The organism is Mycolicibacterium tusciae, assembly GCF_002086795.1.
Taxonomy (GTDB): Bacteria; Actinomycetota; Actinomycetes; order Mycobacteriales; family Mycobacteriaceae; genus Mycobacterium; species Mycobacterium tusciae.
The window spans coordinates 258,412-284,263 of the sequence record NZ_MVIM01000008.1 but is presented as its reverse complement, the minus strand read 5'-3'; the positions used below and the strand labels follow the sequence as shown (position 1 = coordinate 284,263).

The window sequence follows — 25,852 nt, the reverse complement described above, 5'->3', positions numbered from 1 at the left end:
GACGCACCACCACCCGCGCACAGAACCGCACCCAAGCCATCAACGACGAACGCCGACACAACCAAACCCTCATCCACGCCGAAGCCGACGGCTATTTCCCCACCCGGCCACCGCCGCCAAGCCACGAAGACCCAGCACCGTTCTGAGCCGATCAGCGGCGGGACAGTTCGATTCTGATGCGCTCCACGAACGCATCGACCTCGTCCTCGTTGTACCCCCGCTTACCAATGGGCGGTTTGGAGAACGCGACAGCGTGGACCTGTTCCGGGGTCAGGCGATCGTCCTGCGACACCCGCCCGTGGTCGCATAGCACTCAGCGTCAGAGCGCAGCGTCCAATCTTTCGACGTAGGCGTCGATGTCGCCGATCGCCGACTCGGCCGCGTGCACGCTCAGGGAGATCGTGTCGCCGACGCCGCACACGGCATGCGTCAGCCCCATCATCGGTGACAGGCCGGGGAACGCGCACGCCACAGTGACCGGTGCGCCACCGAAATGGAGATCCATCGCGCCGCAATTCACGCTGGACACCACGGTGTTACCCGTGACGTTCGAGACACGGACACCGGGATCGAATCGATCCATGCCCCAACGCAACAGCGGCGCCGGCGTCGCGGAGAACGCGCGGTCTGCCATCCGTATGGCCGGGTGCGCCGCTCGGCGACGGCGCGCCTCGAGATCGGCGGCGATGCGCACACCGCGCTCCGGCTCGGCCAGCCCAGGGTACAAACCCACTCCCACGTTCCCGAAGTGGTTGTACGCCAACCGCGGTGGCGGCTTCACCATCGGCACCTCAGCTCCCAGGAACGACGGGTCCTCACCCAGGCTCCGCAACTGCGCGGCTAGCGCCACCGACACCGCAGACAGCGCCGCGACCGTCACCGTCGGGCCGTTCAGATCCGCACGCCGCCGCGCCAGGGTCCGCAAGTACCGCGATCCCACAGGCCGATCGTTGGTCCGCAGCGCCGGTCGCAGATCTGCCGGCGCCGGAACCCTTCCCGCTTTGGTGTCTTCGACCAACTGGCGGTGCGCACGGGCCGCGCGAAATCCCGCGAGCGGTAGCAGCAGAGGCCCGGTGCGTGCAGCATCGATCCCCGGCACGACGCCATCGCGTCGGCCGAAGATGATCGCCGCAGGCGCCGACGTTCGTCCGCCGCCGCCGAGCGCGTGCGAGATGTGTAGCACCGCAACCGTACCCGGGCCCGCCGCCCCCGGCACACCCTCGATGCCGGCGAAGACATGCATGCGCCACGCTGCCACCCGCGCATCCAATCGCTCGGCCGTCAGAACGCGCGCCTCGTCCAGACAGGCTTGAAAGCTGCAGTCCCCCATGTCGTGCACCACAAACTGCGTTCGGTCGACCTCGTGATGCACCCACGCCGGGTAGCTGAAGCGTCCGCCGTCCTCGACACGGACCGTCAGATCGGGACAACGGCGGGCGCGCTGGGCGATCTCTTCGATCGCCGCGTCCAAATCGGCAGGCACGCCATCGAATCCGTACAACAGAACCGTGTCATTCGGGATCTTCGCCGACATCCAATACGTCTGCGCGTCCACAGCGGACAGTCGACGGACCGTCATCGACTAGCCGACGAAGTCGAGAATCTGCTTCGCGACCACGTCAGGCTGATCGAGCTGGAGGAAATGTCCGCCGTTCTCGACGATCACCACCTCACTGCCGTCCGGCAGGATCTTCTCAACCCACTGCGCGTAATCGGGTGTGGCACAACCATCGTCGCGGCCGTGCAGATAAAGTGTGGGAATCTTCGGCGCTTCAAGCCAGTGCTGGTGCAGCTCGGCGTACTGGGGCGGCACTTTGGTATTGCGTATGACTGCGCGGTAGTAGCCCAGTGCAGCGCGCCAACGATCGGGAGCGCCGATGGCCGCGTCGACGTGCCGCACGTCCTCGTCGGCTCGATATCCGGGCGACCACTTCCGCCACAGCCGCGGCACGATCCATTTGGTGGAACGTTCTGGTAGCCAAGGTAACTGGAAGAACAGGATGTACCAGCTCTTCAGCAGCTGCGCCGGTAACGTCGCGACGAGTCGGCCGGCGTCGGACACCCTCCCGCCGCCGGGCGGCCGAAACGACGCGCTCGGAGGCACCGACATGATCACGGCCTTCTTGAACGGACTGTCCGGCATTGCGGCCAACCCCGCGCCGGCCATGGCGCCCCAGTCGTGTCCAACGATCACATCGCGGCCCGTCGGCCCGACCGCGTCGAGCACCCGCAGCGCGTCGTCCATCAGTGCACCGATGTGAAAGCTGCCGTCGGAGGGCAGCGACGACGGTGCATAGCCACGATTGAACGGGGCGATCACCCGCCATCCCGCATTGACCAGCAATGGCGCCACCTTGCGCCAGCCATGCGCGGTGTCGGGAAAACCATGCAGACACAACGCGATCGGCGCGCCCTCAGGACCCCACGACAGCACACGCAGCTGCACCACAGGCGTCGCGACGTCGATCGTCTCGGGTTCGAGCATCAGACGGGTTCGAACTCCGATATCAGCCAGCGGCCATCGACCTTGTCCAGTGTCACCCGCACGCTGGATGCGGTGTCGGTCGGAAGCTCCTGGCCGACGACCACCGTTTGGTTGACGAAGACCAGCACCACGGCATGGGTCGGATCGGCCGACACCGACGCAGCGGCCGGAACAGACGCGACGGCCGAAATCTGCTTCTGCGTCGCCCCCGGGATCACCACATCGTTGATCAGCGACGTGTACGAATCCCGGAACTCACCCGTCAACAGATCGCGAGCGTCGTTGAGTTGCTGCTCGACGGTATCCGGCTTGTACGACAGCATCTTGATGGTGCTGTCCTTGGCCGCATTCACCGAATCGAATGCCGGAGAAGGATTCTGCTCCGACGCAGCCGGTGGTACGGCACCGTATTCGCTGGTGTTGAGCTCCCACCGCGCGTACCCTGCTGCCAGCGCGAGCAACAGGGCAATCGCCGGGAGCACGCCGAATGCGAAAACGCGTGCCCAATTGGTCTTCTTCTTCGTGGCCGCGGGGGGGTCTGCGGATTCCGTTGACTCCTCGGCGGCGTCCGTTGCCTCTGTTGCCGACGACTCCGTGTCGGTAACCTCGGCATCCGTTGTCTCGGCGTCGGTTACCTCGGCATCCGTTGTCTCGGCGTCGGTTACCTCGGCGACAGCCGTGTCCTCCGTGGGCTGTTCAGGTTTCTCGACGGATTCTTTGCCGCTTCCCGCCGGCATCCGGTGTCTGCTGCTCACGGCACGAACTCCACGTTGGACACCTTTGCGTCGTCACCTACCTTTTGAACCGTCAGCCGCATCCGCCACGCACGCGGCTCTTGCTCGGGCGCACCAACATTCGAGGTGGTGACGGTCACCGCGACAAGCACCTGCGCCTCGTTGTCGGATGCCGACTCGAGCCCCGCCTCGGCGATCGTCCCGACCGACTTCGACTGCGCCTGCTTCACCACCTGTACAAACGGGGCCGAGCGGTTCTGGAAATCGTCGTAGAACGTTCCGGTCGCCGAATCGAGCACGCGTTGCACGTCGGCCTCGGCGTTCTGCCAGTCGATCGTGGTCAGATTGATCGCACCCTGCCTCCCTACTTGCAGGAAGAGTTGCCGTTCCTTCTCGCCCTGATACGCCTGGTAACCGCGGTAGCCCGTCCAGCCGGCCAGCCCGGCGAGCAGAACCACCACGACGAGTCCTGCGATCGTCGCGAGCCGAACAGACGACATCGGCGCCTTCGGGGACTTCACGTCTGAAGCAGTCGCAGCCGCTGCCTCTTCGTCGTAGGACGCCGCGTCCTCGTCATCCGGCGATGGCTTGTCACCCGACGATGCGGTGCTGTCCTCCTCAGCGGCTGACTCTGGCTCGACGGCGCCGGATTCCTCCTCGGACGCCGCGCTCTTGGTCAGTTCCCCCTCGGGGGCATCAGCATCGTCTGCCATGTTTGCTCCTCTGCGGCGCTTCGGGCCAGGTTGGACTGCGTGTACACACGTCCGTCCGGACCAACATACGTGCCTGTTGCCGGATCATATTCAGCGGCCGCGATCGGCGGCGGCGCCGGAGCCGGCGGAGGAGCTACTTCTCCGGGAGGCAGCTGGGGAATCGGCTGACCGGACAGGGTCGCGTTGGGGTCGCCCTTCCAGTTGTAGCCGTCGTTGAGCGGAACGTAGGTCTCCCCGCTCTCGCACATCTTCACCGTGGGTGCGCGTTTGCCCGGCACCGTGACACACGGCAGGTTGCGCGCACCGCGCACGTTGAACGGAGCGTCCTGCGGGATGCGGCAGTACACGTCGCCGGCGGGCCGGTCCGGATAGTCCTGCAGGGCGGGCACCCGCTGCTGCTGGGTCGGCAGGAATCCGGTGGTGCACGGCGGCGGCAGGTTCAAGTTGAGGTTCAGCGTCAGATAGTCGCCCATGTAGTCCTGCTTGGTGTTCGCCTTGGCGACGCCGATCGCCTGAGTCGTCGCGGTGCCCTGCGGGAACAGCACCAACAACTGCTCGAGGCTCGGTTGATACGCGACGGCGACCTCGCCGATGTTCGCCAGGTTGGCCAACACGATCGGCAGCGTGGGCTGCAATCGGTCGAACAGCGCGCGCACCTCTTCGGCTGCGCCGGGCCCCTTCTCGAGAATGCCTGCCACCGCGGGGTCCTGTGACTGCAGCTGTTCGGTGACCGACGCGAGGTTCGACGCCCACGCCTGAATCTCGCCGCCGGTGTCGGTCTGGGAATCGAGGATCGGTTGCGACTGATCGATCAGAGTCGTCAACGGGTCGAGGTTCTCGCGCGCGTCGATGGCCAGGTTTGTCCCGCCGTCGACCAATCGGGACAGCTCGGGTCCGAGGCCGCCGAACGCCGTGTACGCCTCATCGACTGCGGTGCGCAGGTTGTCGCGCGGAATCGCGGCAAGACCGCGGTTGGTGGCATCCAGGACAGTGTTCACATCGATGGGGACCCGCGCGCGATCCTGCGGGATGACATCGCCGTCCCGGAGTATCGGGCCGTCGCCGCTGCGCGGAATCAACTGAACGTACAACTCACCCACCGCGGACACGCTGTGTACCTCGGCCTCGAGGTCGGCGGGGATCGGCACGTCGGAATCAAGCGAAAGATCTGCCGCGACACCGTTATCGGTGAGTTTGACACTCTTCACGATGCCGACCTGAGTTCCGCGGTAGGTGACGTTCCCGCGCGTATACAGCCCACCGGCTTCCGGCAGTTCCAGGGTGACGCGATACTCCCCGATGCCCATGAGCGCGGGCAGGCGCATGTACGAGATGACCATGATGCCCAGTGCCACCACGGCCAGCACGCTGAAGATCATCAGCTGAATGACGATCTGTCGAGTCAGTCGCATGTCACGGCCCCTGATCCCAGCGATACGCCTCGAGCAACGGGTTGCCGCCAGGGGGCGGAACGTTGTGGTTACAGGGGCTGGGCATCTGACCGACCGTGCGGCCCCAGAACAACTCCATCCACGTCAGGTTGCACTCGAATCGCGTTCCGGTGAAGAAACCTTGGTCGATGCGGCTGAGCGTCATGTCCACGATCAACGACAGGTTCGCGTAGTCGCCCCGGATCCAGTTGGTCAGCGTCTCTTTCGGGAACGGGAACGTCGGCAGGAAGCTCAGTGCCCGCGTCAGCGCCGGACCCGCATTGGCAAGCTGTTCCAGCGTCGGCCCCAGGTCCCTGAGCTCCTGGACGAGCGCTTCCTTGGTCTGGTCGACCGAATCGGCGGCCAGCGCGCTGAACCTGCCCAGCTGTACGAGCGCCTCGGAAAGGTTGTCCCGTTGATCCTTCAGCACCTCGAGCGCATCGGGGATCGTGCGCAATGCCCTGTCCACCACCGGCTTCTGCTCGGCGATCTGGCCGACCAGATTGTTGATGCCCTCGTTGGCGGCGATGATGTCGCCCTTTTGGTCGTTCACGTAGCCGATGAAGATGTCGAGCTGCTCGATGAGACTGCGCAGGTCGGCTTCGCGGCCCGTCCACGCGGTGCTGAACGCCTCGGTGATGTCCTGAACATGCCCGATCCCACCACCATTGAGCAACAGCGCGACCGACGCCAGCGTCTGCTCGGTGCTCGGGTAATTGCTCGCCGACTTCAGCGGAATCAGCGAACCTTCGCGCAGCCTGCCCTCCGGCGCCACATCGGTCGGGGGCGCGAGTTCGATGTGCAGCGAACCCAACAGGCTGGTCTGCCCCAGCTTGGCCGTGGCGTTGGCGGGCAGCTGGACATTCTCGTTGAGCTCCATCGTGACCAGGGCGTTCCAACCCTGCCGCTCGATCTTGGTCACGTTGCCGACCGTCACATCTGCGACCCGGACCCGGGAATTCGGCTCGATGTTGTCGACGTCGGGCATCTGCGCCTGAATGGTGAACGCGCCGGGCCCGCGGCCCTGCACCCCCGGCAGCGGAATCGAGTTCAGTCCCTGCCAATCACCGCAACCGGAAACCACAGCGGCGACGGCCAGCAGTACCGCGCTGGTGCGCAATCGAATTCGTCGCGTCGTCATCGTGGCCCCGTTCCATGCGGCACCATCATGCCCTGCAGACCGTCAATTGGGTTCGTGGCCACGACGGCCTCGGCAGGAAGCGGGGGTCCCGGCGGCGGGGGCGGCGCAGCGCCGTCCGGCGACGGCGACGGCGCAGCGGGCGGTTGCGGCGGAATGTAGTTGGGCCGCATCCACTCCTCGCTGTAGGTGATCTCGTTCGGCCGCGCCTGCGCACCGATGAAGAGGTTCTGGCCGATCGGCGGGAAGTTGTACTGACGGTTCTTGATGATCGGCGCCAGATACTGCACACACAGCTTCGCCGACTGCTCGGCATTCAGCCGCGAGGCCGCCTGCACCGCGCCGCACAGGAAGCTGATCGGGTTGGCGAAGTTGTTGACCGCGAGGATCGCGCTCGCGCCACCCTGCGCCGGTTGATACACGTTGACGTAGTTCTGGAATGAATTGGGCGCCACGTGCAGGAACTGTTTGACGTCGTCAAGGCTGTCGTTCAGCGCCTGGGTCACTCCGGCCAGCTTGTCCGATGTGGTGCCCAGGGATTCTCGGTTGTCCGCGACGAACGTCTGGACGTCACCGATGACGGCGTTGAAATCCCTTACGGCGTCGGCAACCTCATTGGGGTTGTCGGCAAGCAGGCCGGTGACCGACGCCAGGTTCTGGTTGAGCTGACGCATCAGGTTCGTGCTGTCCTGCAGCGCCGACACCAGGATCGACAGGTTCTTGATGGTAGAGAAGATGTCGGTGCTCTTGTCGCCGAGAGCCGAAAAGGCTTGCGACAGCTTGATCACCGTGTCGCGGATGTTCGCACCCTGGCCACGCAGGTTGTCGGCGGCGGTGTTGATCACCGAGCCGAGCGGGCTCACCCCGCCGGGCTCCGTGGGCTGCAGCTCCTGGGCCAGTCGTTCGAGCTGAGAACGCAACGTGTCCCATTCGACCGGCACCACCGTGCGCTCACGCGGAATCACCGTGTTGTCGGCCATCGTGGGCCCGCCCGTGTACACCGGCGTCAGCTGGATCGCGCGCGAGGTCACCAGCGTCGGCGACAGGACCGCGGCGTTGGCGTCCGCGGGCACCTTGTACTTGCTGTTGTACCAGAAGGAGATCTTGACGCGGTCGGGCTCAGGCTCGATCTTGCTGATCGAGCCGACGTTCACCCCGAGTATCCGCACGTCGTCACCCTCGTAGATGCCGTTGCTGTTCTCGAAGTACGCAACGACATTCGTGCGGTTGATGGTGTCGCTGGTGCGCAGTAGCGCGACCACACCCGCGACCAGCAGCACGACCAGCGCTAGGGCCACCCAGCTCTTGCGAATACGGTTCACTGGCCCGCCTCCCCGGTCAGCGGCGGCGCCTCACCGGGTGCGGGAACCATCACCGGGCTCGGCGTCGGCACCGGGATGGACCCCAGCCCCGCCGGCGCCTCCGCGGGCGGTCCCGGCGGCGGTCCCCCTGGCGGCGGTGCGGGAAGCGGCGGGCGGTAGGGGTAGCAGCCGGTCGGGCCGGGCAGCGGCAGCCCTGGCGGACCACACCCTTGATCACCCGGATTGCCCGTGATGGCATCGGGCAGCTGAAGATTCGGATCCCCGCCCTGGCCGGTACGTGGGTACGGCACCGGCATCGCCGGGACCGCGGGTGTGCCGATCTGCGGGTCGGTGCGCTCGGACGGCAACAGCACGTTGGGATCCAGACCGAGGTCGGAGAACGCCACGTCGATGAACGGCTGCAGGAACTGGCCGGGCAGCAGGTTGGCGATGTAGTTCTTGAAGAACGGCCCCGACGAGACCGACTCACCGAGCGACATCGCATAGCCGGTCAGCAGTTTCAGCCCCTTCTGCAGCCGCTCCTTGCGGTTGTCGAGGACCGTCAGCACGCCGTTGAGCTTGTCGATCGCGGGCCTCATCGTGTCGCGGTTCTCGGAGATGAAACCCTCCAACTGCTGGCTCAACGCCGAGATGCTGCCCGAGATCTGGTCGATTGCGGCGCTCTGGTTCTGCAGCTCCGCCAGAAGCGCATTGGTGTCGGCAATCAGGCTGACAACCTGGTCGCTGCGCTCGGCCAGCACCGCCGTCGACTTGTTGGCGTTGGTGAGCAGTTCCCGCAGCTCCGCGTCGCGTTCGTTGAGGGTCTCGGAGAACCGGGCAACGCCCTCGACCGCGACCCGAAGCTGGGGCGGGGTCTCGGAGAACGTATCCGCAACCACCCGCAGGGAATCGGAAAGCTGAGTGGTGTCCAGACCGCTGATGGTCGTCGCGAGCTCACCCAGCGCGTCGGGCAGCTGGTACGGCGACGTCGTGCGGTCACGCGGAATCGTGCCCTCCTGGCGGCCGTCGCCGCGCGACATGACCTCGAGGATCTTCGCGCCCAGCAGACCCTTGGTCTTGATCGCGGCCTCGGTGCGGTCCCCGAGCGCGATGTCGTCGTCGATGGTGAACTTGACCAGAACCTGCGGCCCATCCAGGTCGATCGACCGGACCTGGCCCACCTGGAAGCCCGAAACCTGCACGCCCGCACCGGTTGTCAGTCCGCCGGCCTCGTCGAAGTACGCCGAGTACTCCTTCGTCTGGTTGATGAACGGGATCTTGTCGTATTGCAGCGCGACGAGCACGATCGCGGCGGTCAGGCCGAGGCCGATGGCCCCCATGACGAGCGGACTACGTTCAGAGAACGGCTTCATCGCGGCGCGCACCTCCCCGTCTGCTGTCCGGCGATCTTCACGTAGACCGGCTGGCCACCCTTGCCGTTGAGCTTGAGGACGATGTCGCACAGATAGAACGAGAAGAAGTCACCGTAGATGCCCTGCCGGCTCAACGCCTGATAGGCGTCGGGGAGGGTGTTGATCAGGTTGTCGAAGTAGTCGATGTCGGCCACCACGATGCCTGCCGCCCGGTCCGTTTCCTGGATGGTCTTCGCGAACGGCGGACGTGCCTGCGACAGCAGATCCGCGACACTACCTGCTGCGGCGTTCGCATACGCAACACCGTTGGCGATATCGGTCCTGCGCTCCGCGAGTCCCTGCACCAGCTCCGAAAGCGAGTCGACCGCCTTTGCGAACTGGTCACTTTGGCCGCCGAGCGACCCGAGCACGATGTTCAGGTTGACGATGACCTCTCCGATCAACTGATCCCGGTCGGCCAGGGTGTTGGTCAATGCCGCGGTCTGCGTCAGGAATGAGCCGATCGTCGCGCCCTGGCCCTCGAACGCCGCAATCAGCTGTCCGGACAAGGCATTCACCTGGTCGGGGTCCAACGCCGAGAAAAGCGGCCGGAAGCCACCGATCAACGCATCGAGATCCAGTGCGGGCGATGTGCGGGCCAGCGGAATCGTTTCCCCCGGCTTGACTTTCGTGGTGCCACCCGCACCCTCCACCACCGACAGGTAACGGCCACCGATGAGGTCGTCGTACCGGATGACCGCCCGGTTGCCGTCGGTGAGCACGACCGAATCGTCGGCGGTGAACTCGACGAGTGCGGTCGTGTCCCCCTGGATCGAGATGTTCTCGACCTTGCCGACCTCCACGCCCGCGATGCGGACGAAGTCGTTCTTCTCCAGGCCGGTCACGTTCAGGAACTCGGCCTTGTATGTGTTGGCCTTCTCTCCGAAGCGCAACTGCCCGAACACCGCGTACAGCGCGAACACCCCGAGCAGACACACGGCCAGGAAGACGCCGAGACGCACGGCTGCGCTTTTCCAGTTGGCGGTCACTGCGGCATTCCTTTCCGGTCGAAGTGTCGGTCGAAGTGTCGGGGGGTCACGGTCCTGGTGCCGCGAAGTGCGGCAACGGAACCGGCGGCAACGGTGTCGGCTGCTGGAACGCGGGCGCCTGCACCACGAAGGGCTCCGACCCCGGCCGCGGACCCGGATCCTTCGGCGCTCCCGGTGGCGGGGCCGGCGGCAGACCCGGCCACAGCGGCGTTCCGTCCGGCGCGTACAGCGGCGCGCCGTATGCCGGGGCACCCGGATACGGGACCGGCCCGATCGCGGGGCCGCCGAACAGGTTTCGGATACTCGGCGGCTCGGGCACCGCACGGGTGGTCGGCAGGTAGTTGACGTAGCCGGGGAAACCGATGCCGGGGTTGGGTCGCCAGTCGACGCCGGTTCCGAAGCCGGTGTTCGTCACGAGCTGGCGGACGGGCCAGTTCTCCTTGACGTCCGGCAGTGACCCGCAACCCGGCTTGCCACCTGGACCGCCCTTGGCACCGACGATCGGCAGGTGCCGCGGGAAGCTGTACGGGTCATCCCCGAGGGCCAGGCCGGCGTCGAGGACGATCGATCGCCCGTTGCCGCCCGGCGCTTCGTACCCGCCGTGGTCCAGTAGATGCTTGGCGCCCAACAGCAAGCAGGTGTAGGACGGGTCGTACTTGGACAGCAGGTTGGTCGTCGGCTCGAGCACGTTGATGGCCCTGATCAGATTCGCCTGACTCGGCGCGAGCAGCGCGATGCCACTGTTGGAGAGCCCGATTGTGCTGAGCAGCAACGCATCCAGGGCGTCCGCACGCCTGACGATGGTCTCGCTGGTGGTGCTTGCCGCGTTGAGCGTCGCGAGAATGTCTTGTGCCGCAACGCTATAGGTGTCGCTGAAGTTCTTGAGCGACTGCCAGTCAGCGCGGATGGTCTCGCTGCGCGGGTTCAGCGCGAGAAGGACCTGATTGGCGTCGGTGGTCGCCTCTCCGATCCGCTCGCCCTTGCCGCGGACACCTTCGGCGAGCGCCGACAGCACGCTGTTGAGCTTGGCCGGGTCGATCTGGTCGAGCACGCCGACGACGTTCTCGAACACCGTGTTGACCTCGACGCTGACGTTGCGCGACACCAGCACCTGGCCGGCCCTCAGCCGTTCCGAGCTGGGATCGCTCGGATAGACGAGGTCGACGAACTTGGCGCCGAACACCGTGGTGGCGCGGATCTGCGCCTCGACGTTGGCCGGGATGTACTGGAGTTGATCCGGGTAGATCTCGAGCTTGAGCTTGACCGGTTCGCTGCCGCCCTCGATTGCAGCGACCCGCCCGACCTGAACGCCACGCAGCTTGACCTTGGCGTCGGTTTCCATCACCAGACCGGACCGCTCGGACGTCAGCGTGACCGGCACGAACTTCTCCAGCGAGCCCGTGAACAACGCCGCCGTCAGCCAGATGGCGCCGATCACCAACAGAACCAGGAACAGCGTCCACCAACCCGGGTGCAGCCCCTCGTCGTCCCTCGCGTCAGCCATCGCGTCATCCAGCCAGATTGAAGTTGCCGGTTTGCCCGTACACCGCGAGCGAGATCATCATCACGACGAAGGCCGCGACGATCAGCGAGGTCCGCACCGCACGTCCCACAGCCTCCCCCACGCCCGCCGGTCCGCCGCTTGCCGAGAAGCCGTAATAGGTGTGAATCAGCATGATCACCACGGCCATCGCGATGCTCTGAACGAACGACCACACCAGGTCCGTGGGATTTAGGAATGTGTAAAAGTAGTGGTCATACACACCGGTCGACTGGCCGTAGATCACGGTGGTGCCGAATCGTGCGGCCCAGAACGACGCGAGCACGCCGACGCAGTACAGCGGGATCACGACGACGAGGCCCGCCATAACGCGGGTGGACGCGAGGTACGCGATGCTGCGGATGCCCATCACCTCGAGCGCGTCGATCTCCTCGTTGATCCGCATGGCGCCCAGTTGCGCCGTGGCGCCGGCGCCGATGGTGGCCGCCAGTGCGATCGCCGTGGTCGCCGGCGCGATGAGGCGAACATTGAAGAACGCCGACGCGAACCCCGTCAACGCCTCGACGCCGATCTCGGAGAAGTCGGTATAGCCCTGCACCGCCACCAGGGCGCCGGTGGTCACCGTGAGAAAGCCGACGATCGCGACCGTTCCGCCGATCACCACCAGAGCGCCTGTGCCCAGGCCCATCTGAGCGATGATGCGCATCAGTTCGATCCGGTAGTTCGTGAACACGTACGGGATGCTGCGCAGCGTCTTGCCGTAGAACTTCGTCTGCGTGCCAACGTGATTCCAGGCTGCGGTATAACCGTCGAGCCGCTTCGCCAAGCGTGGGAACCGCCGGTCGATCGGCCGGCGGGTCCGCTCCAAAGGTGCGCTACTCACATCGTCACCCGCACTGCCACCGCGGTCGCGACGACGTTGATCGCGAACAGCGCCATGAACGTGAAGACGACGGTCTCGTTGACCGCGTTGCCGACGCCTGCCGGGCCGCCGCCGACGGAGATGCCTTTGTAGCAGGCAATCAGACCTGCCGAGAGCCCGAACAACGCCGCCTTGACCAGCGCGATCGTAACGTCGAGCGCGCCGATGATCAGGGTGAGCCCGGCCGCGAACGCACCGGGTGACACGTTCTGGATGTAGATACAGAAGAAGTAGGCGCCCGCGAGTCCGACGAGGATCACCGTCGCGGACAGTGCCAGCGATACCAGGGTCGCGGCCAGCACGCGGGGCACCACGAGGGCCTGGATCGGATCGACGCCCATCACTCGCAGCGCGTCGAGTTCCTCACGAATGGTCCTGGCGCCGAGGTCGGCGCACATGGCCGTGGCACCGGCGCCCGCGACAACCAGCACCGTCACGATCGGACCGATCTGCCGCACCGTACCGAGCGCGGCACCGGTTCCGGAGAAGTCGGCCGCACCGAACTCCCTGAGCAGAATGTTGAAGGTGAACGTCAGCAGCACGGTGTAGGGGATCGTCAACATCAAGGTCGGCACGATCGACACCCGCGCGACGAACCACGCCTGGGTGATGAATTCGCGCCATGCGAACGGCGGCCTGACCATGGCGACGAACGTGTCGAGCGCCATCCCGTAGAAACCGCCGACTGCGCGGACCGGCTTGACGAGGACGTCGGAAGCGACCACCTGCTACTTCCTTCCGCCTGAACAGATCCCCTGCCCCCAGAAGTGCTGTGAAGCTGGGCACCGCGATGGGACGCCGGTGACCGTAACATCACGGGTTCCAGGACGCGCGATAGGACCGTGGCTGCGGCGTGGTCTCCGCCCGAAAGGCATACGAAAGGCTACTTCCGGGACGCTAATTAGATGCCGTAACCGTCAAAAACGGACAGCTTCTTCCAATTCGGCGATGATGATCTTGCGCATTCCGAGCATCGCCTTGTTCGCCGCAGCGGCGCGTGCGGGGTCGGGGTCGGCAAGCAGTTCATACAGCCGGTCGGGCACAACCTGCCAGCTCAGGCCGAATCGATCCTTGAGCCAGCCGCACTGCGACTCCTCGCCCCCGTCGAGCAACCGCTCCCAGTAATAGTCGACCTCCGCCTGGTCCTTGCAGCGGATTTCGAAAGACACCGCCTCGGAAAACGGGAACTGCGGACCACCGTTGATGCCGATGAACCGTTGGCCGTCCAGCGAGAAATTGCCCCACGCCACCTCACCGGGCGTACCCGGTCCGGCGTCGGTGTAGCGCTCGAACCCCTCGATCGAGGAGTTGGGGAAGATCGCGGTATAGAACGCCGCGGCTTCCTCGAGATTGTTGTCGAACCACAGGCTTGGCGTAATGGAAGGCATGCCAGAACGGACTTCCAGGGCGACCGAAACTCATCGCGATTTGGCGCCCAGGGCGCGTAACGCGAAATCCAGGACCCGGTTCTGCGCCCGCTGGATACCGTCTCCGTCCTGGTAGTGCTGGGAAAGCAGCACCCTGCTGATCAGTGCACCGATCGCGATCGCATCTTCTTCGGGATGGGCCAGCGGAAATGTGCCGTCGTCGCGGCCGCGACGCAGGATCCCGACCAGCGAGCGCTCGCGATCGGCGTGGGCCTTCTCGCGCGTCTCCCGGTATCCCTTGGCGGCGCGCACTTCGTCCGAATCGATGACCGTGAAATGCTTTCGGGTCCGGTCGTCGTGAATCAATCCGAACATGCCGGAGATCCAGGCTTTGAGCTGATCGACCGGACCACCCGGTACCTCGGCGCAGATGCGGTCCAGGCGCTCAGCCAACAAGTCGGTTTCCTGACGCAGCATCGCCAGGAACAGTTCGTCCTTGGACTCGAAATGGCGGTAGAACGCCCGCGTAGACACTCCCGCACGCTGCAGGATCGCCGCGACCGGGATCGCGCCGGAATGGGGCTCTGACAGGCAGGTATAGGCGGCATCGATGATGCAACCACGGTCATCATCCTCGGCAGTCTCTGGCTGCACGTCGCAAATCATAGGGACGCCGTTCGCCAGCCGGGCCGAAGTCACGCGCAAATTCTTCCTCGGTAACGTGAGGCTCCGGATCGGCGGAGAGGAAGTCGGTTGGATACCACACGCAGCGAGCCGCAGACGGTGAAGTTCCGGGTAGCCGGCATCGACGCTGACATCACCCTGGTCGCCGACGAGTGGAACCGCGGGGCACCGTCCGCACAGGACCGGCCGACGGTGCTGATGCTCCACGGCGGCGGCCAGAACCGCTTCTCGTGGAACGGCACCGGGCAGATCCTGGCCGATCACGGGCTGCACGTCGTCGCTCTGGACAGCCGTGGACACGGCGACAGTGACCGCGCACCTGATGCCAATTACACGGTGGATGCGCTGTGTAACGACACCCTGGCCGTCATCGACCAGATCGGCCGTCCGGTGATCCTGATCGGCGCAAGCATGGGCGGAATGACCGGAATGGTGGTCGCACACGCCGCCGGACCGCAGCGGGTGACCAAACTCGTACTCGTCGACGTGGTCCCGCGCTACGAGAAGGACGGCAGCGCTCGCATTCGCGAGTTCATGGCGAGCGGCATCGAGGGCTTCGCGTCGCTCGACGAGGCGGCCGACGCAGTCGCCGCATATCTCCCCTACCGGACGAAGCCGCGCAGCCCCGAAGGTTTGAAGAAGAATCTGCGTATGCGTGACGGACGGTGGTACTGGCACTGGGATCCGGCGTTTCTCACCGCACCGATGGACGACCCGTTCGTCCGGGTGGAGAAGCTCGAACGGGCAGTCGTCGAATCGACGATCCCGATCCTGCTCATCCGGGGCAAACTTTCCGACGTGGTCAGTTCCGAAGGTGTCAAAGACTTTCTGGAGAAGGTACCCCGCGCCGAGTTCGTCGAGTTATCCGAAGCCGGGCACACCGCAGCCGGGGACGATAACGACGCCTTCTCCGAAGTCGTAGTTCAGTTCGTCTGCAAGTGACCGTCGACCGCCGCACCGTCGGCTTCAATTTCCTCGAAGAACCGGAGTTGCCCGCGCCGCAGGTGAGCGAGGAGCAGGCCGAGCAGATCCTGCGTGAGCACTACGGACTGTCGGCCAGCGCCAAACCTCTTGGCAGCCAGCAAGACCGGAACTTCACAGTGATTTCTGAAGACGGGACGATCGCCGGTGTGCTGAAGGTCGCCAACCCGGCCTTCAACGCCACCGAGCTGCAGGCTCAGGACCTCGCCGCCGATCTGATCGCCTCGGCCGAACCCGGTTTGCGCATCGCGGTTCCACTGCCGAACCTCACCGGCGAGAAGTGCACGACCATAATGGGTTTGGTCGACGGCCCCGCCTACGTCCGGTTGCTGCAGTACCTTCCCGGCGGCACCCTGCTGCAGTCGGGTTACTTGTCGCCGGCAGCGGTCGCCGGTCTCGGCGAGGTCGCGGGCCGGGTGAGCCGTGCGCTCGCCGGTTTCACCCATCCCGGCCTGGACCGAATCCTGCAATGGGATCTACGGCATGGCGCCGACGTTGTCGCCGAACTGATTTCGCACGTATCGGACCCCGGACACCGGACCGCGCTCGAGACGGCGACGCGTCAGGCGTGGTCGCGCCTCGCGCCACTGGCCGATGACCTGCCGCGGCAGGCGGTCCACCTGGATCTCACCGATGCCAACGTGGTGGTGTCCGGCGCCCTCGCCGACGGAGTCATCGACTTCGGCGACCTGACCGACACCTGGGCGGTCGCCGAACTCGCGATCACGGCGTCGTGTGTGCTGGGGCATGCCGGCAGCGATCCGACGTCGGTGCTGCCGGCGATCAGGGCGTTCAACGACATTCGTCCACTCACCGCGACGGAAGCGAACGCGCTGTGGCCGCTGTTGGTGTTGCGCACCGCGGTGTTGATCGTCAGCGGTGCGCAGCAGGCGGCGCTCGACCCCGACAACGACTACGTCACCGAGCAGTCCGACGGTGAATGGCGCATGTTCGAACAGGCCATCTCGGTACCGATGGACGTCATGACCGAGATCGTCAAGGCCGACCTGGGGCTGAGCCGGGCACCTGCGGCGCTCGAGGTGACGACACCGATCGTCGACGCCGCAGCGGTGACGCTCGACCTGTCTACGACGGCGGATATCTACGACGACGGTGGCTGGCTCACAGCAGATCTCGAGGACTCGCAGGCGCGCGCCGCCGTGCGAGACGGCGCTGAACTGGTGGTGACCGTTTACGGTCAGCCAAGGCTGAACCGGGCGCCCAAGTTGAGCCAGGACAGCCCGGCTGTCGTACCGACCGGCGTCGGTATGTGGCCGGCGACCGACATCGCGCTGCGCGCCCCGTGGGACGGCGAGGTCGCCGCCGCATCCGCCGATGGCATCACCTTTCAGGGCCCCGGTTACGAGCTGATGCTCGCCGGGGTGCGTCCGGTGGCGTCGGGCAGCCTGCGCGCCGGCGCGGCCTTGGCGGAGGCGTCGGCGCAAAGCTGGGTGCAGGTATCGGTGCGGCCGATAGGTGCACCTGCGGCGCCGCCATTCGCGACCGCGGAGCTGGCGCCGGGATGGCTTGCGCTGACGCGGGATCCACGTCCCCTGCTCGGGCTGGGCCCGACAGAGGTGGCCACGGCGCCGGATTTGCTGACGCGCCGCGACGCCAGTTTCGCGCAAGTGCAGGAGCACTACTACCGCACGCCGCCGCAGATCGAGCGCGGATGGCGCAACTACCTGCTGTCGACGCGGGGCCGCTGCTATCTCGACATGGTCAACAACGTGACCGTGCTCGGCCACGCACACCCCCGCGTCGCCGCCACCGCCGCCCGTCAGCTGCGGAAGCTGAACACGAACTCACGGTTCAACTACGAGGCGGTGGTCGAGTTCAGTGAGCGGCTGGCCGCGACCCTGCCCGACCCGCTGGACACGGTGTTCCTGGTCAACTCCGGTTCGGAGGCAAGCGATCTGGCGATCAGGCTGGCGACGGCGGCGACCGGCCGCCGCGATGTGGTCGCGGTAAGGGAGGCCTACCACGGCTGGACGTACGGCACCGATGCGGTGTCGACCTCGATCGCCGACAACCCGAACGCGCTCGCGACCCGGCCGGAGTGGGTGCACACGGTCGAGTCGCCCAACAGCTTCCGTGGCAAGTATCGCGGGGCCGATGCGGTGCACTACGCCGATGAGGCGGTGCGACAGATCGACGAACTGATCGCCGCCGGCCATGCGCCCGCAGGGTTCATCTGCGAAAGCGTGTACGGCAATGCGGGCGGTATGGCACTGCCCGACGGCTACCTGCAGCAGGTGTATGCGGCCGTGCGGGCAGGCGGTGGGCTCGCCATCTCCGACGAGGTGCAGGTCGGATATGGCCGTCTCGGCGAATGGTTTTGGGGTTTTCAGCAGCAGCAGGCCGTGCCCGACATCGTGTCGATCGCCAAGTCGACGGGCAACGGCTACCCGCTCGGTGCGGTGATCACCAGCCGCGAGGTCGCGGACAGGTTTGCGTCGCAGGGCTACTTCTTCTCGTCGACCGGCGGTAGCCCCCTGTCGTGTGCGATCGGCATCACGGTGCTCGACGTACTGGAGGAAGAGGCGCTGCAGCAGAACGCCTCTCACGTCGGCGCACATCTCAAGTCCGGGCTGCAGGCGCTGCAGCAGCGGCATCCCATCATCGGCACCGTGCACGGGATCGGGCTGTACCTCGGCGTCGAGATGGTCCGTGATGCGCAGACCCTCGAGCCCGCGACCGAAGAGACCGCCGCGATCTGCGACCGCATGCTCGAACTCGGCGTGATCATCCAGCCGACGGGTGATCACCTGAACATCCTGAAGACCAAGCCGCCGTTGTGCATTGACATCGAGGGCGCGGACTTCTACGTCGAAACACTGGATCGGGTGCTGACCGAAGGCTTCTAGCCGCCGCGCTTGTGAAACCACTGCGAGAATCCGCATGGAAACTCGCAGTGGCTTCACAACCGACGCGCTCGAGCGGCAGCGATACGACGGATGACACCAGCCTCGGTGTCCCGTCTCGTCACTCGGATGTCGATCCAGCCCGATTCGCTGATGTCTTCGAAGCGCCGGATGTCATGGTCGATCTGAGTGCGGCTGTTCCAGTGGTGCGCCCCTTCGTAGTCGGCACCTACCTTGACGTCCTCCCAGCCCAAGTCCAACATCGCCACCAGCACTCCGTACTCGTTGTACACCGGTACCTGGGTTTGGGGCCGGGGAAATCCTGCCCGGATGAGCAACAACCGCAGCCACGTTTCGCGTGGGGATTCGGCTCCCGCGTCGACGAGATCCAATGCAATGCGTGCATTCTTGAGTCCGTGGCGACCGCGATACCGATCAACGAGCAGTTCGACATCGGGCAGCTTAAGTTTGGTCGCACGGGCGAGCGCATCGATCTTTGCGACGGCGGAGTCCACGTCGTACCGGCAGGCAAGGTCCAATGCGGTGCGCGCAGGCGTCGTCACGAACATGCCGTTCAGCAGTTGAACCTCGTCATCGTCAAAGCGGTCGGCCCACGTGCGGATACCGCGTGGAGGATGTCGATTGTCGTAAATCAACTGAGCAGGAGCGCGAGCGTCGACCCACTTCGCCCCGTGCAGCGCAGCGGCTGACTGTCCCGCGATCACTGCTCTACGCCGAGACCACAGCCACGCCGCTTTGGCGCGGATGACCGCCGTGACTTCTGCATCCTTCGGCATGTAGACGTCGGGATGCATCGAGGCGAACCGACTTCTCAGTGCATAAGGCGTCAAACGTCCTGTTGCGACCGCCTCGCTGCCGATGAAAGGCAACTCCCCCATGGCGTGAGTGTGCCGACTCACCCCGACAAGCCCGCGCGTGTGAAACCACTGCGAGAATCCGCTTGGAAATTCGCAGTGGTTTCACAACCGCGGAGGCGACGGTGACGAAGGGGTTCGCCTAAGCCAGCAATGGCACCGCGTCATGACGGGTGTCGGTGAGGATCTCGAACATCGCACGCCGGGAGGCGACGAGTTCCGCTCGCGAAAATGCCCTGCCCGCCACCTGGATTCGACACGTCGCGATGGCCGAGTTGTAGCAGTACTTCTGCCCGCCGTCGGTATCGGTGTACGTCAGCCCGATGACTTCTTCGGGCTCGGCGACGATCTCCCCCTCGATCATGTGGTCCCCGATCCGGCCACCGAAGGTCCACGTGAACGGTCGATAACGCGCGTGCGTTTGCAGGCTGTGCAGGATCGAGCGGACCGCGAACTCCTCACCCTCGTGCCGGAATACGACCAGCGTGGCGGCCGGCGTCAGGAAACGGCCGATCGCCGCTCGCGCCGTCACGATCTCCAGGGTTGAGTCCGGCGCATTGTCGAACCCGCACACCTGACCGAAGGCATACGCCGGCGTGTGTTTGGTTCCCCAGTTGTGGTTCACGCTGCCGGTCCAGTCGTCGACGACGACGCGGGCGTCGTCGAGCTCGAGTGCTCCGTTGAACCGCGCGAGCGGATGTCGCACCGTGGTCTTCGCCGTGGGGATCCGCGCCCGGTACGCGCGCTCGGTGAGGAGCTTGACCGGTGCGTCCAGTCCGGGGGTGATCCGCAGATCCCAGCGCGCGGAGCGGTTGCCGCCGGTGACGACGCCCCGCGCGGACCGATCATCAAGGGTGGTGGCGCCGATCCGTGCAGTCCAATCTTCGTACTCGTAGGAGGCCGCGTCGATGGCGTAGGGCTCCTTGAGCGCGCGATTGCCCGACCCGTCGGGGTCGAACACCATCACCCAGACGTCCGCGACGGGATCCCCCGCCGTCGGCATCAACAGCGTCTCGCGCAACCACAGCGCTTGCGGCCGGTCAGGGTGGTTGGCCCGGATATACCGACTCTCGTAATAGGGGGCTTGCGCCGACATCCCAGACTTCCCAGACATCACGGCTTCAGCATCCAATACTTGAGCGGTGATGGGTGCACAGATCGCGGCCTACGTGCTCGGTGCGATCGCTATGGCAGAGGCCGTCGCGCTCGTCGTGCTCTACGTACAGCGCAACCGCGACCGTGAGGAACTCGAAGCGCTGCGCAGCCGCGTCGACACCAGAAACATGCTGCTCACCGGTGGTCGCGAAGCCGTCAAGACGGTGTGGCAGACGGCCAACATCCTGCGCAAGGACGGATTCGGCGCCGCGGTGCGGTCCTCGATCGAGGACCTCGCCGACTGGGCCGAGGTCGAACGTCCAGACCTGGCCCGGCTGGCGCCCAGCGGTCGCGTCGCGATCCTGTTCTCCGACATCGAAGAGTCGACGGCACTCAACGAACGCATCGGGGATCGCGCGTGGGTCAGGTTGATCGGCAGACACGACAAAATGGTGCGCAGGCACGTCACGAAGCATTCGGGCCACGTGGTGAAGAGCCAGGGCGACGGTTTCATGGTCGCGTTCGCCCAGCCGGATCAGGCGGTGCGATGCAGCCTCGATATCCAGCGCTCGCTTCGCAGGGAGTCCGAGAACATTCGGGTGCGAATCGGAATCCACGTGGGCAAGTCCGTGCGGCGTGGCGACGACCTGTTCGGGCGTAACGTCGCGATGGCCGCCCGCGTGGCGGGCGAGGCCGAAGGCGGTGAGGTGCTGGTCAGCAAGGAGGTGCGCGACACACTCGTTGACGGGTTCGAGTTCGACGATGGCCGCGACGCCAACCTCAAGGGTTTCAGCGGGACGTACCGCCTGTACGCCGTGGCGGCCTAGCTTCCGGCCTTGTCGGCTTCGGCCACGCGCTGGTGCAATCGTTCGCGAATGTCCTCGGGTGTGTACGCATTGCGCCGCCGTTGATCGCGCGCGACCAGCGCCCCGCCCGCCACGACACCGGCGACCCCGGCCAGTCCGACCCACTTCCAAATGCCACGCATACCGAGAGTCTGCCTAAGCTGCTCTCGTGAATCCAAGCTCCGTGTCGCTGGCCAAGGCGCTCGAAGAGACCCGGACCGGCGATCTCTGGCTGTTTCGGGGCACGTCGGGACCCGATCGCGCCATTCAGACGATGAGCAACAGCCCGGTCAACCACGTCGGCATGACGATCGCCGTTGAGGATTTGCCGCCGCTGATCTGGCACGCCGAACTCGGCGACAAACTCACCGACATGTGGACCGGCGGCAATCACCGCGGAGTTCAGCTCAACGATGCGCGCCAGGTGGTCGAACGTTGGGTGCACAACTATCACCAGCGCTGCTGGATTCGTCAGATCACGCCGTACGCCACCCGCGAGCAGGAGGACCGCGCGCTGAAAGTGGTTGCCCGCATGGACGGCACACCCTTTCCCAGCACGGCGAGGCTCACCGGCCGGTGGTTCCGTGGCCGGGTGAACACCGCCGACTTCACGCGCGGACTTCCGTTCCTGCACCGGAAAATCAGTGAAGCCACCCAGAAGAAGAAGCAGGCGAAGCTGCAAGGCGGTCTGGAGACCGCATACTGCGCCGAGACCGTCGCGATCACCTATGAGGAGATGGGATTGATGTCGACGGAGAAGAGCTACAACTGGTTCGACCCCGGGGTGTTCTGGAGCGGCGACGAGCTACCGCTGATGCCGGGATACCAACTGGGCAAGGAAATCTCGGTCGTCGTCGACCCTGCGCGCGAGGGCTAGAGGCGCGCGAAGCAGGGGTTGGCGTCCTCGTTGGGGATCGATGCGTTGTGGCTGGAGAACTTTCCGACGACTCCGGTGTCGGTCACGTCGACGCTGTCGGCATGGATCCCCAGCGGGTAGTTGTCGTTCAGCTTCTTCGTCAATCCGTCCAGTGCGTCCTGCACGCCATCCTTCGGCAGCGGCCCTGTCACCTCGAGAACTTCCAGGTTCAAGTCACCGTCGGCGACGACGGGCTTGGCGGTGACGTGGTTGTCGCCGGCGTCCAGGATCACCGTCCCCGCCGCGGGGTCGGTGCGCACGCCTGTGACGAGATTGCCTACGCCAGGTAAGTTTTCGGCCACGGTGTCCTTGATTCCGGCCGACGTCCAGCTGAGCGTCGCGTTGAGCGAGCCGATCGTTCCTTTGGCATCTCCCGATTCGTGCAACCGCACGTCCGCGAGAGTTACTTCGGCCGTCATTCCCTTGGCGCTCTGCACGCGGTTGCCGTCGGTGGCGACCGAGATGTTGGTGTAGTCGCCGGTGATGTACTGCCACAGGAAAGGTGGGTTCACGCCGAACGAGACGCTGGCGGCGTCCTCGACGACGCATTCGGCGACCTCGACCAGGATCGTGTCCGCGCGGTGCCGGGCGTAGAGCTCGGCAGCCGCGAGTCCGCCGGCAATCAGAGCCAGCACGATGACGGAGGTCAGGATCACTGTCTGAGGGTGGCGGCGGCGCGGACCCCGGGGGCGGTCGGTGAACGCCGGTGGCGCCGCCGCCACGGGCGGAATCACCTGCGTCGGCCTCGCATCGGCAGGCGACGGTGCCCGCCGGATCCTCCGGATCGGCCCGGTGAAGGACCGGCGCGACTTCGGGAGCCTTTCGGTCGGCGGCTCCGGACGCCCGGCCGACGGGAGCCTTTCGGTCGGCGGCTCCGGACGTGGGAGCCGCTGCGTCGCCGGATCGGGCGGCGGCGTACGCCTGTCGCGCCAGTCGGGCTGACCGGGACGTTGCGGCGGTGTCATTTGCGCGATTGTGCCCTAACCGGGCCAGCTCAGGGGAAGCGCCGGGCGCGACCTACGCCTGGCCCAGGATGACCTCGGCGGTCTGATCCGCGCCGGACCTGTCGACGTAGCTGAGGGTGACAGTGTCACCGGGCGCCTTCGACCGCACCGCCGCGATCAGGGCCTCGGGGCCGTCGATCACCCGATCGTCGAGCTTGGTCACCACCACGCCGTCGGGCAGTCCAGCCTCGGCGGCGGGTCCCCCGTCGACGACCCGTGCGATGGCCGCGCCGGGACCGCCGGCGTCGCTGCTGAGCTGCACCCCCAGCGAGCCATGACTGGCCGTACCGTTCGATATCAGTTCTTCGGCGATGCGCTTGGCTTGATCCGAGGGGATCGCGAAGCCGAGGCCAATGGAACCGTTCGGCGGCCCGGACCCCTCTTGGCCGCCGCCGAGAGTCGCGATCGCGGAGTTCACCCCGATCAGTTCACCGTTCATGTTCACCAGCGCGCCACCCGAGTTGCCCGGGTTGATGGCCGCGTCGGTCTGGATCGCGTCGAGCACCGTCGGCTGTTCGCCTCCACCTCCCGCGGAGACCGGCCGGTGCAGCGCGCTCACGATGCCCGTCGTCACTGTTCCCTGCAGACCCAGCGGCGAGCCGATGGCGACGACATTCTGGCCGACCTGGACGTCGGCGGATGATCCGATCGTGATCGGTGTGAGCCCGGAAACCCCTTGGGCGCGAACCACGGCGATGTCGCCTGCCGGGTCTGTGCCGACGACCTCAAAGGGCACGGTCTGACCATTGGAGAAGGAGACGGTGGCACGGGCGCCGCGACCGTAGCCCGACGCAGCCTCGGAGACCACGTGATTGTTGGTCAGGATCAGCCCGTCCGAGGTGAGGACGATGCCCGAACCTTCACCACTCGAGCTGCCCGTGTCGATCTGCAACTTGACGACACTCGGCATCACCTTGGCGGCGACCTCTTCGACCGAGCCTGCAGGCGCGCTCGCCGCGGGCCTGGTGGACGGCTCTTGAGTCAGCGCGGACTGTGCGACGGGCGCGGGGTCCGACTGACCCGCCACTACCGCCGCACCGATCCCACCGCTCACCACGGCCACGGCGACGGCTCCACCGATCATCTTCACCCGACCATGCGAGCGACCTTTGCGCTGGACTCGGATGGGGCCCGTAATCTCCTCACGCGCACTGTGATACGAATCATAGGGCTGCGTGATAACCGCTTGACCAGCGTAGCGCCAGTCATAGGGAGAGCGATTCGATCCTGTCGTGACGTCAGTCGGGTGCCCTTGTCCCCTAGCATGATCCGCATACGGCGGACGGTAGGGATGTCGCGGGGCGCGCGGCGGGGTGTTGGTCATGACGTCTTAGTCGCTCCTGAATCTTGGTATTGCACAGTTGATTAGACCAGCATGCCGCCGCCATCTGAGAGTGAACTGAGAGTTACCTATGGAGAGTCGACGACTTTTCCTGTCCTGCAGCGATGATCGGGTGACGTCGCTCACCGGGCTGCGCGCGGTCGCGGCGCTGCTCATCGTGGGCACCCACGCGGCGTATGGCACCGGGCAGTTATCGAATAGTTATCTCGGGACACTTTATGCGCGTTTGGAAGTCGGCGTCCCGATCTTCTTCGCGCTTTCGGGTTTCCTGCTGTTCCGACCGTGGGCGCGGGCGGCCGCCGACCGAGCACCGCCACCGTCGCTGCGCCGCTATGCATCTCGGCGCATCCGTCGCATTGTGCCGCCCTATCTCGTCGTGGTCCTCCTCGCGTACGCGCTGTACCACTTCCGAGATGCCGGGCCCAATCCCGGGCACACCTGGAAGGGTCTGCTGGAGCACCTCACCCTGACTCAGATCTACGAACCGGTCTACTTCTACGTGATGCATCAGGGTCTGACTCAAACCTGGAGTCTGGCAGTCGAATTCGCCTTTTATGCGGTGCTGCCGCTGCTGGCGGGGCTGCTGCTGAGGGTGCTTTGCAAGGGGGTATGGCGGCCTGGACTACTACTCGCGGGACTGGGTTGTCTGGCCGCGATCACACCGGCATGGCTGTCGCTCCAACACGGGACCGACTGGCTGCCCACCTCGGCAGGCATGTGGCTGCCCGCGCATCTTCTCTACTTCGTGGGCGGAATGACACTGGCGGTGCTGCAGGTCATCGGAGCGCGCGTGCCACTGCTCATCGCGGGTGCGGTCGCGGTATTCAGTTATCTGATCGTGTCCACGCCGATCGCCGGCGACGTCACCACCGGGGAGGCCGCGCTGTGGCAGACCCTGGTGAAAGTCGCCCTTTACGCCGCCATCGCGTGCGCGGCCGTCGCGGCACTGGTGCTCGGCGAAGGCGACGGATACGACCGACTATTGAATTCCGCTCCCCTGGTCTGGCTCGGCGAGATCTCCTACGAGGTCTTCCTGCTGCACGTGATCGTGATGGAGATCGTGATGGCGTCGGTACTGGACTGGCCGGTCTTCACAGGATCGTGGGCCGTCGTCTTCGCGGTCACCGTGGCGATGACGGCTCCGCCGGCCTGGCTACTGCATCGGTGGACGCGGCCGGCCTGGGCTGGCCATAGCCGGGCCGCGAACACACCGCAGTCGATCGGCCGCGAATCTGTCCGCGCTTGATAGCGTCC

24 protein-coding genes and 1 pseudogene are annotated in these 25,852 nt (G+C 65.7%); 5 read left to right on the top strand and 20 right to left on the bottom strand.

The window, feature by feature from the left end:
• Nucleotides 1–157: 157 nt before the first annotated feature.
• From BST47_RS17540 to BST47_RS17470, 15 genes and pseudogenes are all read right to left on the bottom strand, one after another.
• A pseudogene (locus BST47_RS17540) lies at nt 158–274 on the bottom strand (DivIVA domain-containing protein); the annotation flags it as partial.
• Between the two features lie 45 nt (nt 275–319).
• On the bottom strand, nt 320–1,579 hold the full coding sequence (locus BST47_RS17535; protein ID WP_083126791.1) for a WS/DGAT domain-containing protein: 1,260 nt from the start codon (nt 1,577–1,579) through the stop codon (nt 320–322).
• A 3-nt stretch (nt 1,580–1,582) separates the two neighbouring features.
• Nucleotides 1,583–2,485: an alpha/beta fold hydrolase gene (locus tag BST47_RS17530; protein ID WP_207568629.1), complete on the bottom strand. Its 903-nt coding sequence runs from the start codon at nt 2,483–2,485 to the stop codon at nt 1,583–1,585.
• Entirely contained in the window at nt 2,485–3,240 is a 756-nt protein-coding gene (locus BST47_RS17525; RefSeq protein WP_083126789.1) for a hypothetical protein, read from the bottom strand. Before BST47_RS17525 ends, BST47_RS17530 begins: the two co-directional genes overlap by 1 nt.
• Nucleotides 3,237–3,932 (bottom strand): Rv1363c family protein, encoded by a 696-nt coding sequence (locus BST47_RS17520; protein WP_083126824.1) that lies wholly within the window; start codon nt 3,930–3,932, stop codon nt 3,237–3,239. The genes BST47_RS17525 and BST47_RS17520 overlap by 4 nt, the downstream gene beginning before the upstream one ends.
• On the bottom strand, nt 3,896–5,344 hold the full coding sequence (locus tag BST47_RS17515; protein WP_083126788.1) for an MCE family protein: 1,449 nt from the start codon (nt 5,342–5,344) through the stop codon (nt 3,896–3,898). Before BST47_RS17515 ends, BST47_RS17520 begins: the two co-directional genes overlap by 37 nt.
• 1 nt (nt 5,345) lies before the next feature.
• Entirely contained in the window at nt 5,346–6,503 is a 1,158-nt protein-coding gene (locus BST47_RS17510; RefSeq protein WP_083126787.1) for a virulence factor Mce family protein, read from the bottom strand.
• Nucleotides 6,500–7,822, bottom strand: a complete 1,323-nt coding sequence (locus BST47_RS17505; RefSeq protein WP_083126786.1) for a virulence factor Mce family protein — start codon at nt 7,820–7,822, stop codon at nt 6,500–6,502. The genes BST47_RS17510 and BST47_RS17505 overlap by 4 nt, the downstream gene beginning before the upstream one ends.
• A complete protein-coding gene (locus tag BST47_RS17500) occupies nt 7,819–9,174 on the bottom strand; it encodes an MCE family protein (protein ID WP_083126823.1) in 1,356 nt (451 codons plus the stop codon). Before BST47_RS17500 ends, BST47_RS17505 begins: the two co-directional genes overlap by 4 nt.
• Nucleotides 9,171–10,202 (bottom strand): virulence factor Mce family protein, encoded by a 1,032-nt coding sequence (locus tag BST47_RS17495; RefSeq protein WP_083126785.1) that lies wholly within the window; start codon nt 10,200–10,202, stop codon nt 9,171–9,173. The genes BST47_RS17500 and BST47_RS17495 overlap by 4 nt, the downstream gene beginning before the upstream one ends.
• A gap of 46 nt (nt 10,203–10,248) precedes the next feature.
• Nucleotides 10,249–11,706 carry an MCE family protein gene (locus BST47_RS17490; RefSeq protein WP_083126784.1) on the bottom strand — a complete coding sequence of 486 codons (1,458 nt, stop codon included), beginning with the start codon at nt 11,704–11,706 and terminating at the stop codon, nt 10,249–10,251.
• A gap of 4 nt (nt 11,707–11,710) precedes the next feature.
• Nucleotides 11,711–12,529 carry an ABC transporter permease gene (locus BST47_RS17485; protein WP_234809755.1) on the bottom strand — a complete coding sequence of 273 codons (819 nt, stop codon included), beginning with the start codon at nt 12,527–12,529 and terminating at the stop codon, nt 11,711–11,713.
• A gap of 53 nt (nt 12,530–12,582) precedes the next feature.
• The gene (locus BST47_RS17480) at nt 12,583–13,350 is read right to left on the bottom strand and encodes an MlaE family ABC transporter permease (protein WP_083126783.1); all 768 of its coding nucleotides are present in this window, start codon (nt 13,348–13,350) and stop codon (nt 12,583–12,585) included.
• Nucleotides 13,351–13,542: 192 nt separating this feature from the next.
• Nucleotides 13,543–14,013 (bottom strand): VOC family protein, encoded by a 471-nt coding sequence (locus tag BST47_RS17475; protein ID WP_083126782.1) that lies wholly within the window; start codon nt 14,011–14,013, stop codon nt 13,543–13,545.
• A 30-nt stretch (nt 14,014–14,043) separates the two neighbouring features.
• On the bottom strand, nt 14,044–14,646 hold the full coding sequence (locus BST47_RS17470; protein ID WP_234809751.1) for a TetR/AcrR family transcriptional regulator: 603 nt from the start codon (nt 14,644–14,646) through the stop codon (nt 14,044–14,046).
• A gap of 99 nt (nt 14,647–14,745) precedes the next feature.
• Here BST47_RS17470 and BST47_RS17465 point away from each other — a divergent pair, with 99 nt between their 5' ends.
• Both BST47_RS17465 and BST47_RS17460 read left to right on the top strand, forming a co-directional pair.
• Nucleotides 14,746–15,618 (top strand): alpha/beta fold hydrolase, encoded by an 873-nt coding sequence (locus BST47_RS17465; protein ID WP_083126780.1) that lies wholly within the window; start codon nt 14,746–14,748, stop codon nt 15,616–15,618.
• The gene (locus tag BST47_RS17460) at nt 15,615–18,524 is read left to right on the top strand and encodes an aminotransferase (RefSeq protein WP_083126779.1); all 2,910 of its coding nucleotides are present in this window, start codon (nt 15,615–15,617) and stop codon (nt 18,522–18,524) included. Before BST47_RS17465 ends, BST47_RS17460 begins: the two co-directional genes overlap by 4 nt.
• Nucleotides 18,525–18,577: 53 nt before the next feature.
• On the opposite strand, the gene BST47_RS17455 is transcribed toward BST47_RS17460, so the two are convergent.
• On the bottom strand, nt 18,578–19,420 hold the full coding sequence (locus BST47_RS17455) for a hypothetical protein (protein ID WP_083126778.1): 843 nt from the start codon (nt 19,418–19,420) through the stop codon (nt 18,578–18,580).
• Nucleotides 19,421–19,538: 118 nt separating this feature from the next.
• Nucleotides 19,539–20,510: a hypothetical protein gene (locus BST47_RS17450; protein ID WP_083126777.1), complete on the bottom strand. Its 972-nt coding sequence runs from the start codon at nt 20,508–20,510 to the stop codon at nt 19,539–19,541.
• A 31-nt stretch (nt 20,511–20,541) separates the two neighbouring features.
• Between BST47_RS17450 and BST47_RS17445 the strand changes: the two genes are divergently transcribed.
• Entirely contained in the window at nt 20,542–21,318 is a 777-nt protein-coding gene (locus BST47_RS17445; protein ID WP_083126776.1) for an adenylate/guanylate cyclase domain-containing protein, read from the top strand.
• On the opposite strand, the gene BST47_RS30310 is transcribed toward BST47_RS17445, so the two are convergent.
• Nucleotides 21,315–21,479: a hypothetical protein gene (locus BST47_RS30310; RefSeq protein WP_107528999.1), complete on the bottom strand. Its 165-nt coding sequence runs from the start codon at nt 21,477–21,479 to the stop codon at nt 21,315–21,317. The genes BST47_RS17445 and BST47_RS30310 overlap by 4 nt on opposite strands.
• Before the next feature lie 41 nt (nt 21,480–21,520).
• On the opposite strand from BST47_RS30310, the gene BST47_RS17440 reads away from it, so the two are divergent.
• Nucleotides 21,521–22,213: a guanylate cyclase gene (locus tag BST47_RS17440; RefSeq protein ID WP_083126775.1), complete on the top strand. Its 693-nt coding sequence runs from the start codon at nt 21,521–21,523 to the stop codon at nt 22,211–22,213.
• Here BST47_RS17440 and BST47_RS17435 read toward each other — a convergent pair.
• Both BST47_RS17435 and BST47_RS17430 read right to left on the bottom strand, forming a co-directional pair.
• Nucleotides 22,210–23,217, bottom strand: a complete 1,008-nt coding sequence (locus BST47_RS17435) for an LmeA family phospholipid-binding protein (RefSeq protein WP_234809750.1) — start codon at nt 23,215–23,217, stop codon at nt 22,210–22,212. The genes BST47_RS17440 and BST47_RS17435 overlap by 4 nt on opposite strands.
• A 52-nt stretch (nt 23,218–23,269) precedes the next feature.
• Nucleotides 23,270–24,580: a S1C family serine protease gene (locus tag BST47_RS17430; protein WP_083126774.1), complete on the bottom strand. Its 1,311-nt coding sequence runs from the start codon at nt 24,578–24,580 to the stop codon at nt 23,270–23,272.
• A gap of 88 nt (nt 24,581–24,668) precedes the next feature.
• Here BST47_RS17430 and BST47_RS17425 point away from each other — a divergent pair, with 88 nt between their 5' ends.
• A complete protein-coding gene (locus BST47_RS17425; RefSeq protein WP_083126773.1) occupies nt 24,669–25,844 on the top strand; it encodes an acyltransferase family protein in 1,176 nt (391 codons plus the stop codon).
• Nucleotides 25,845–25,852 lie beyond the last annotated feature (8 nt).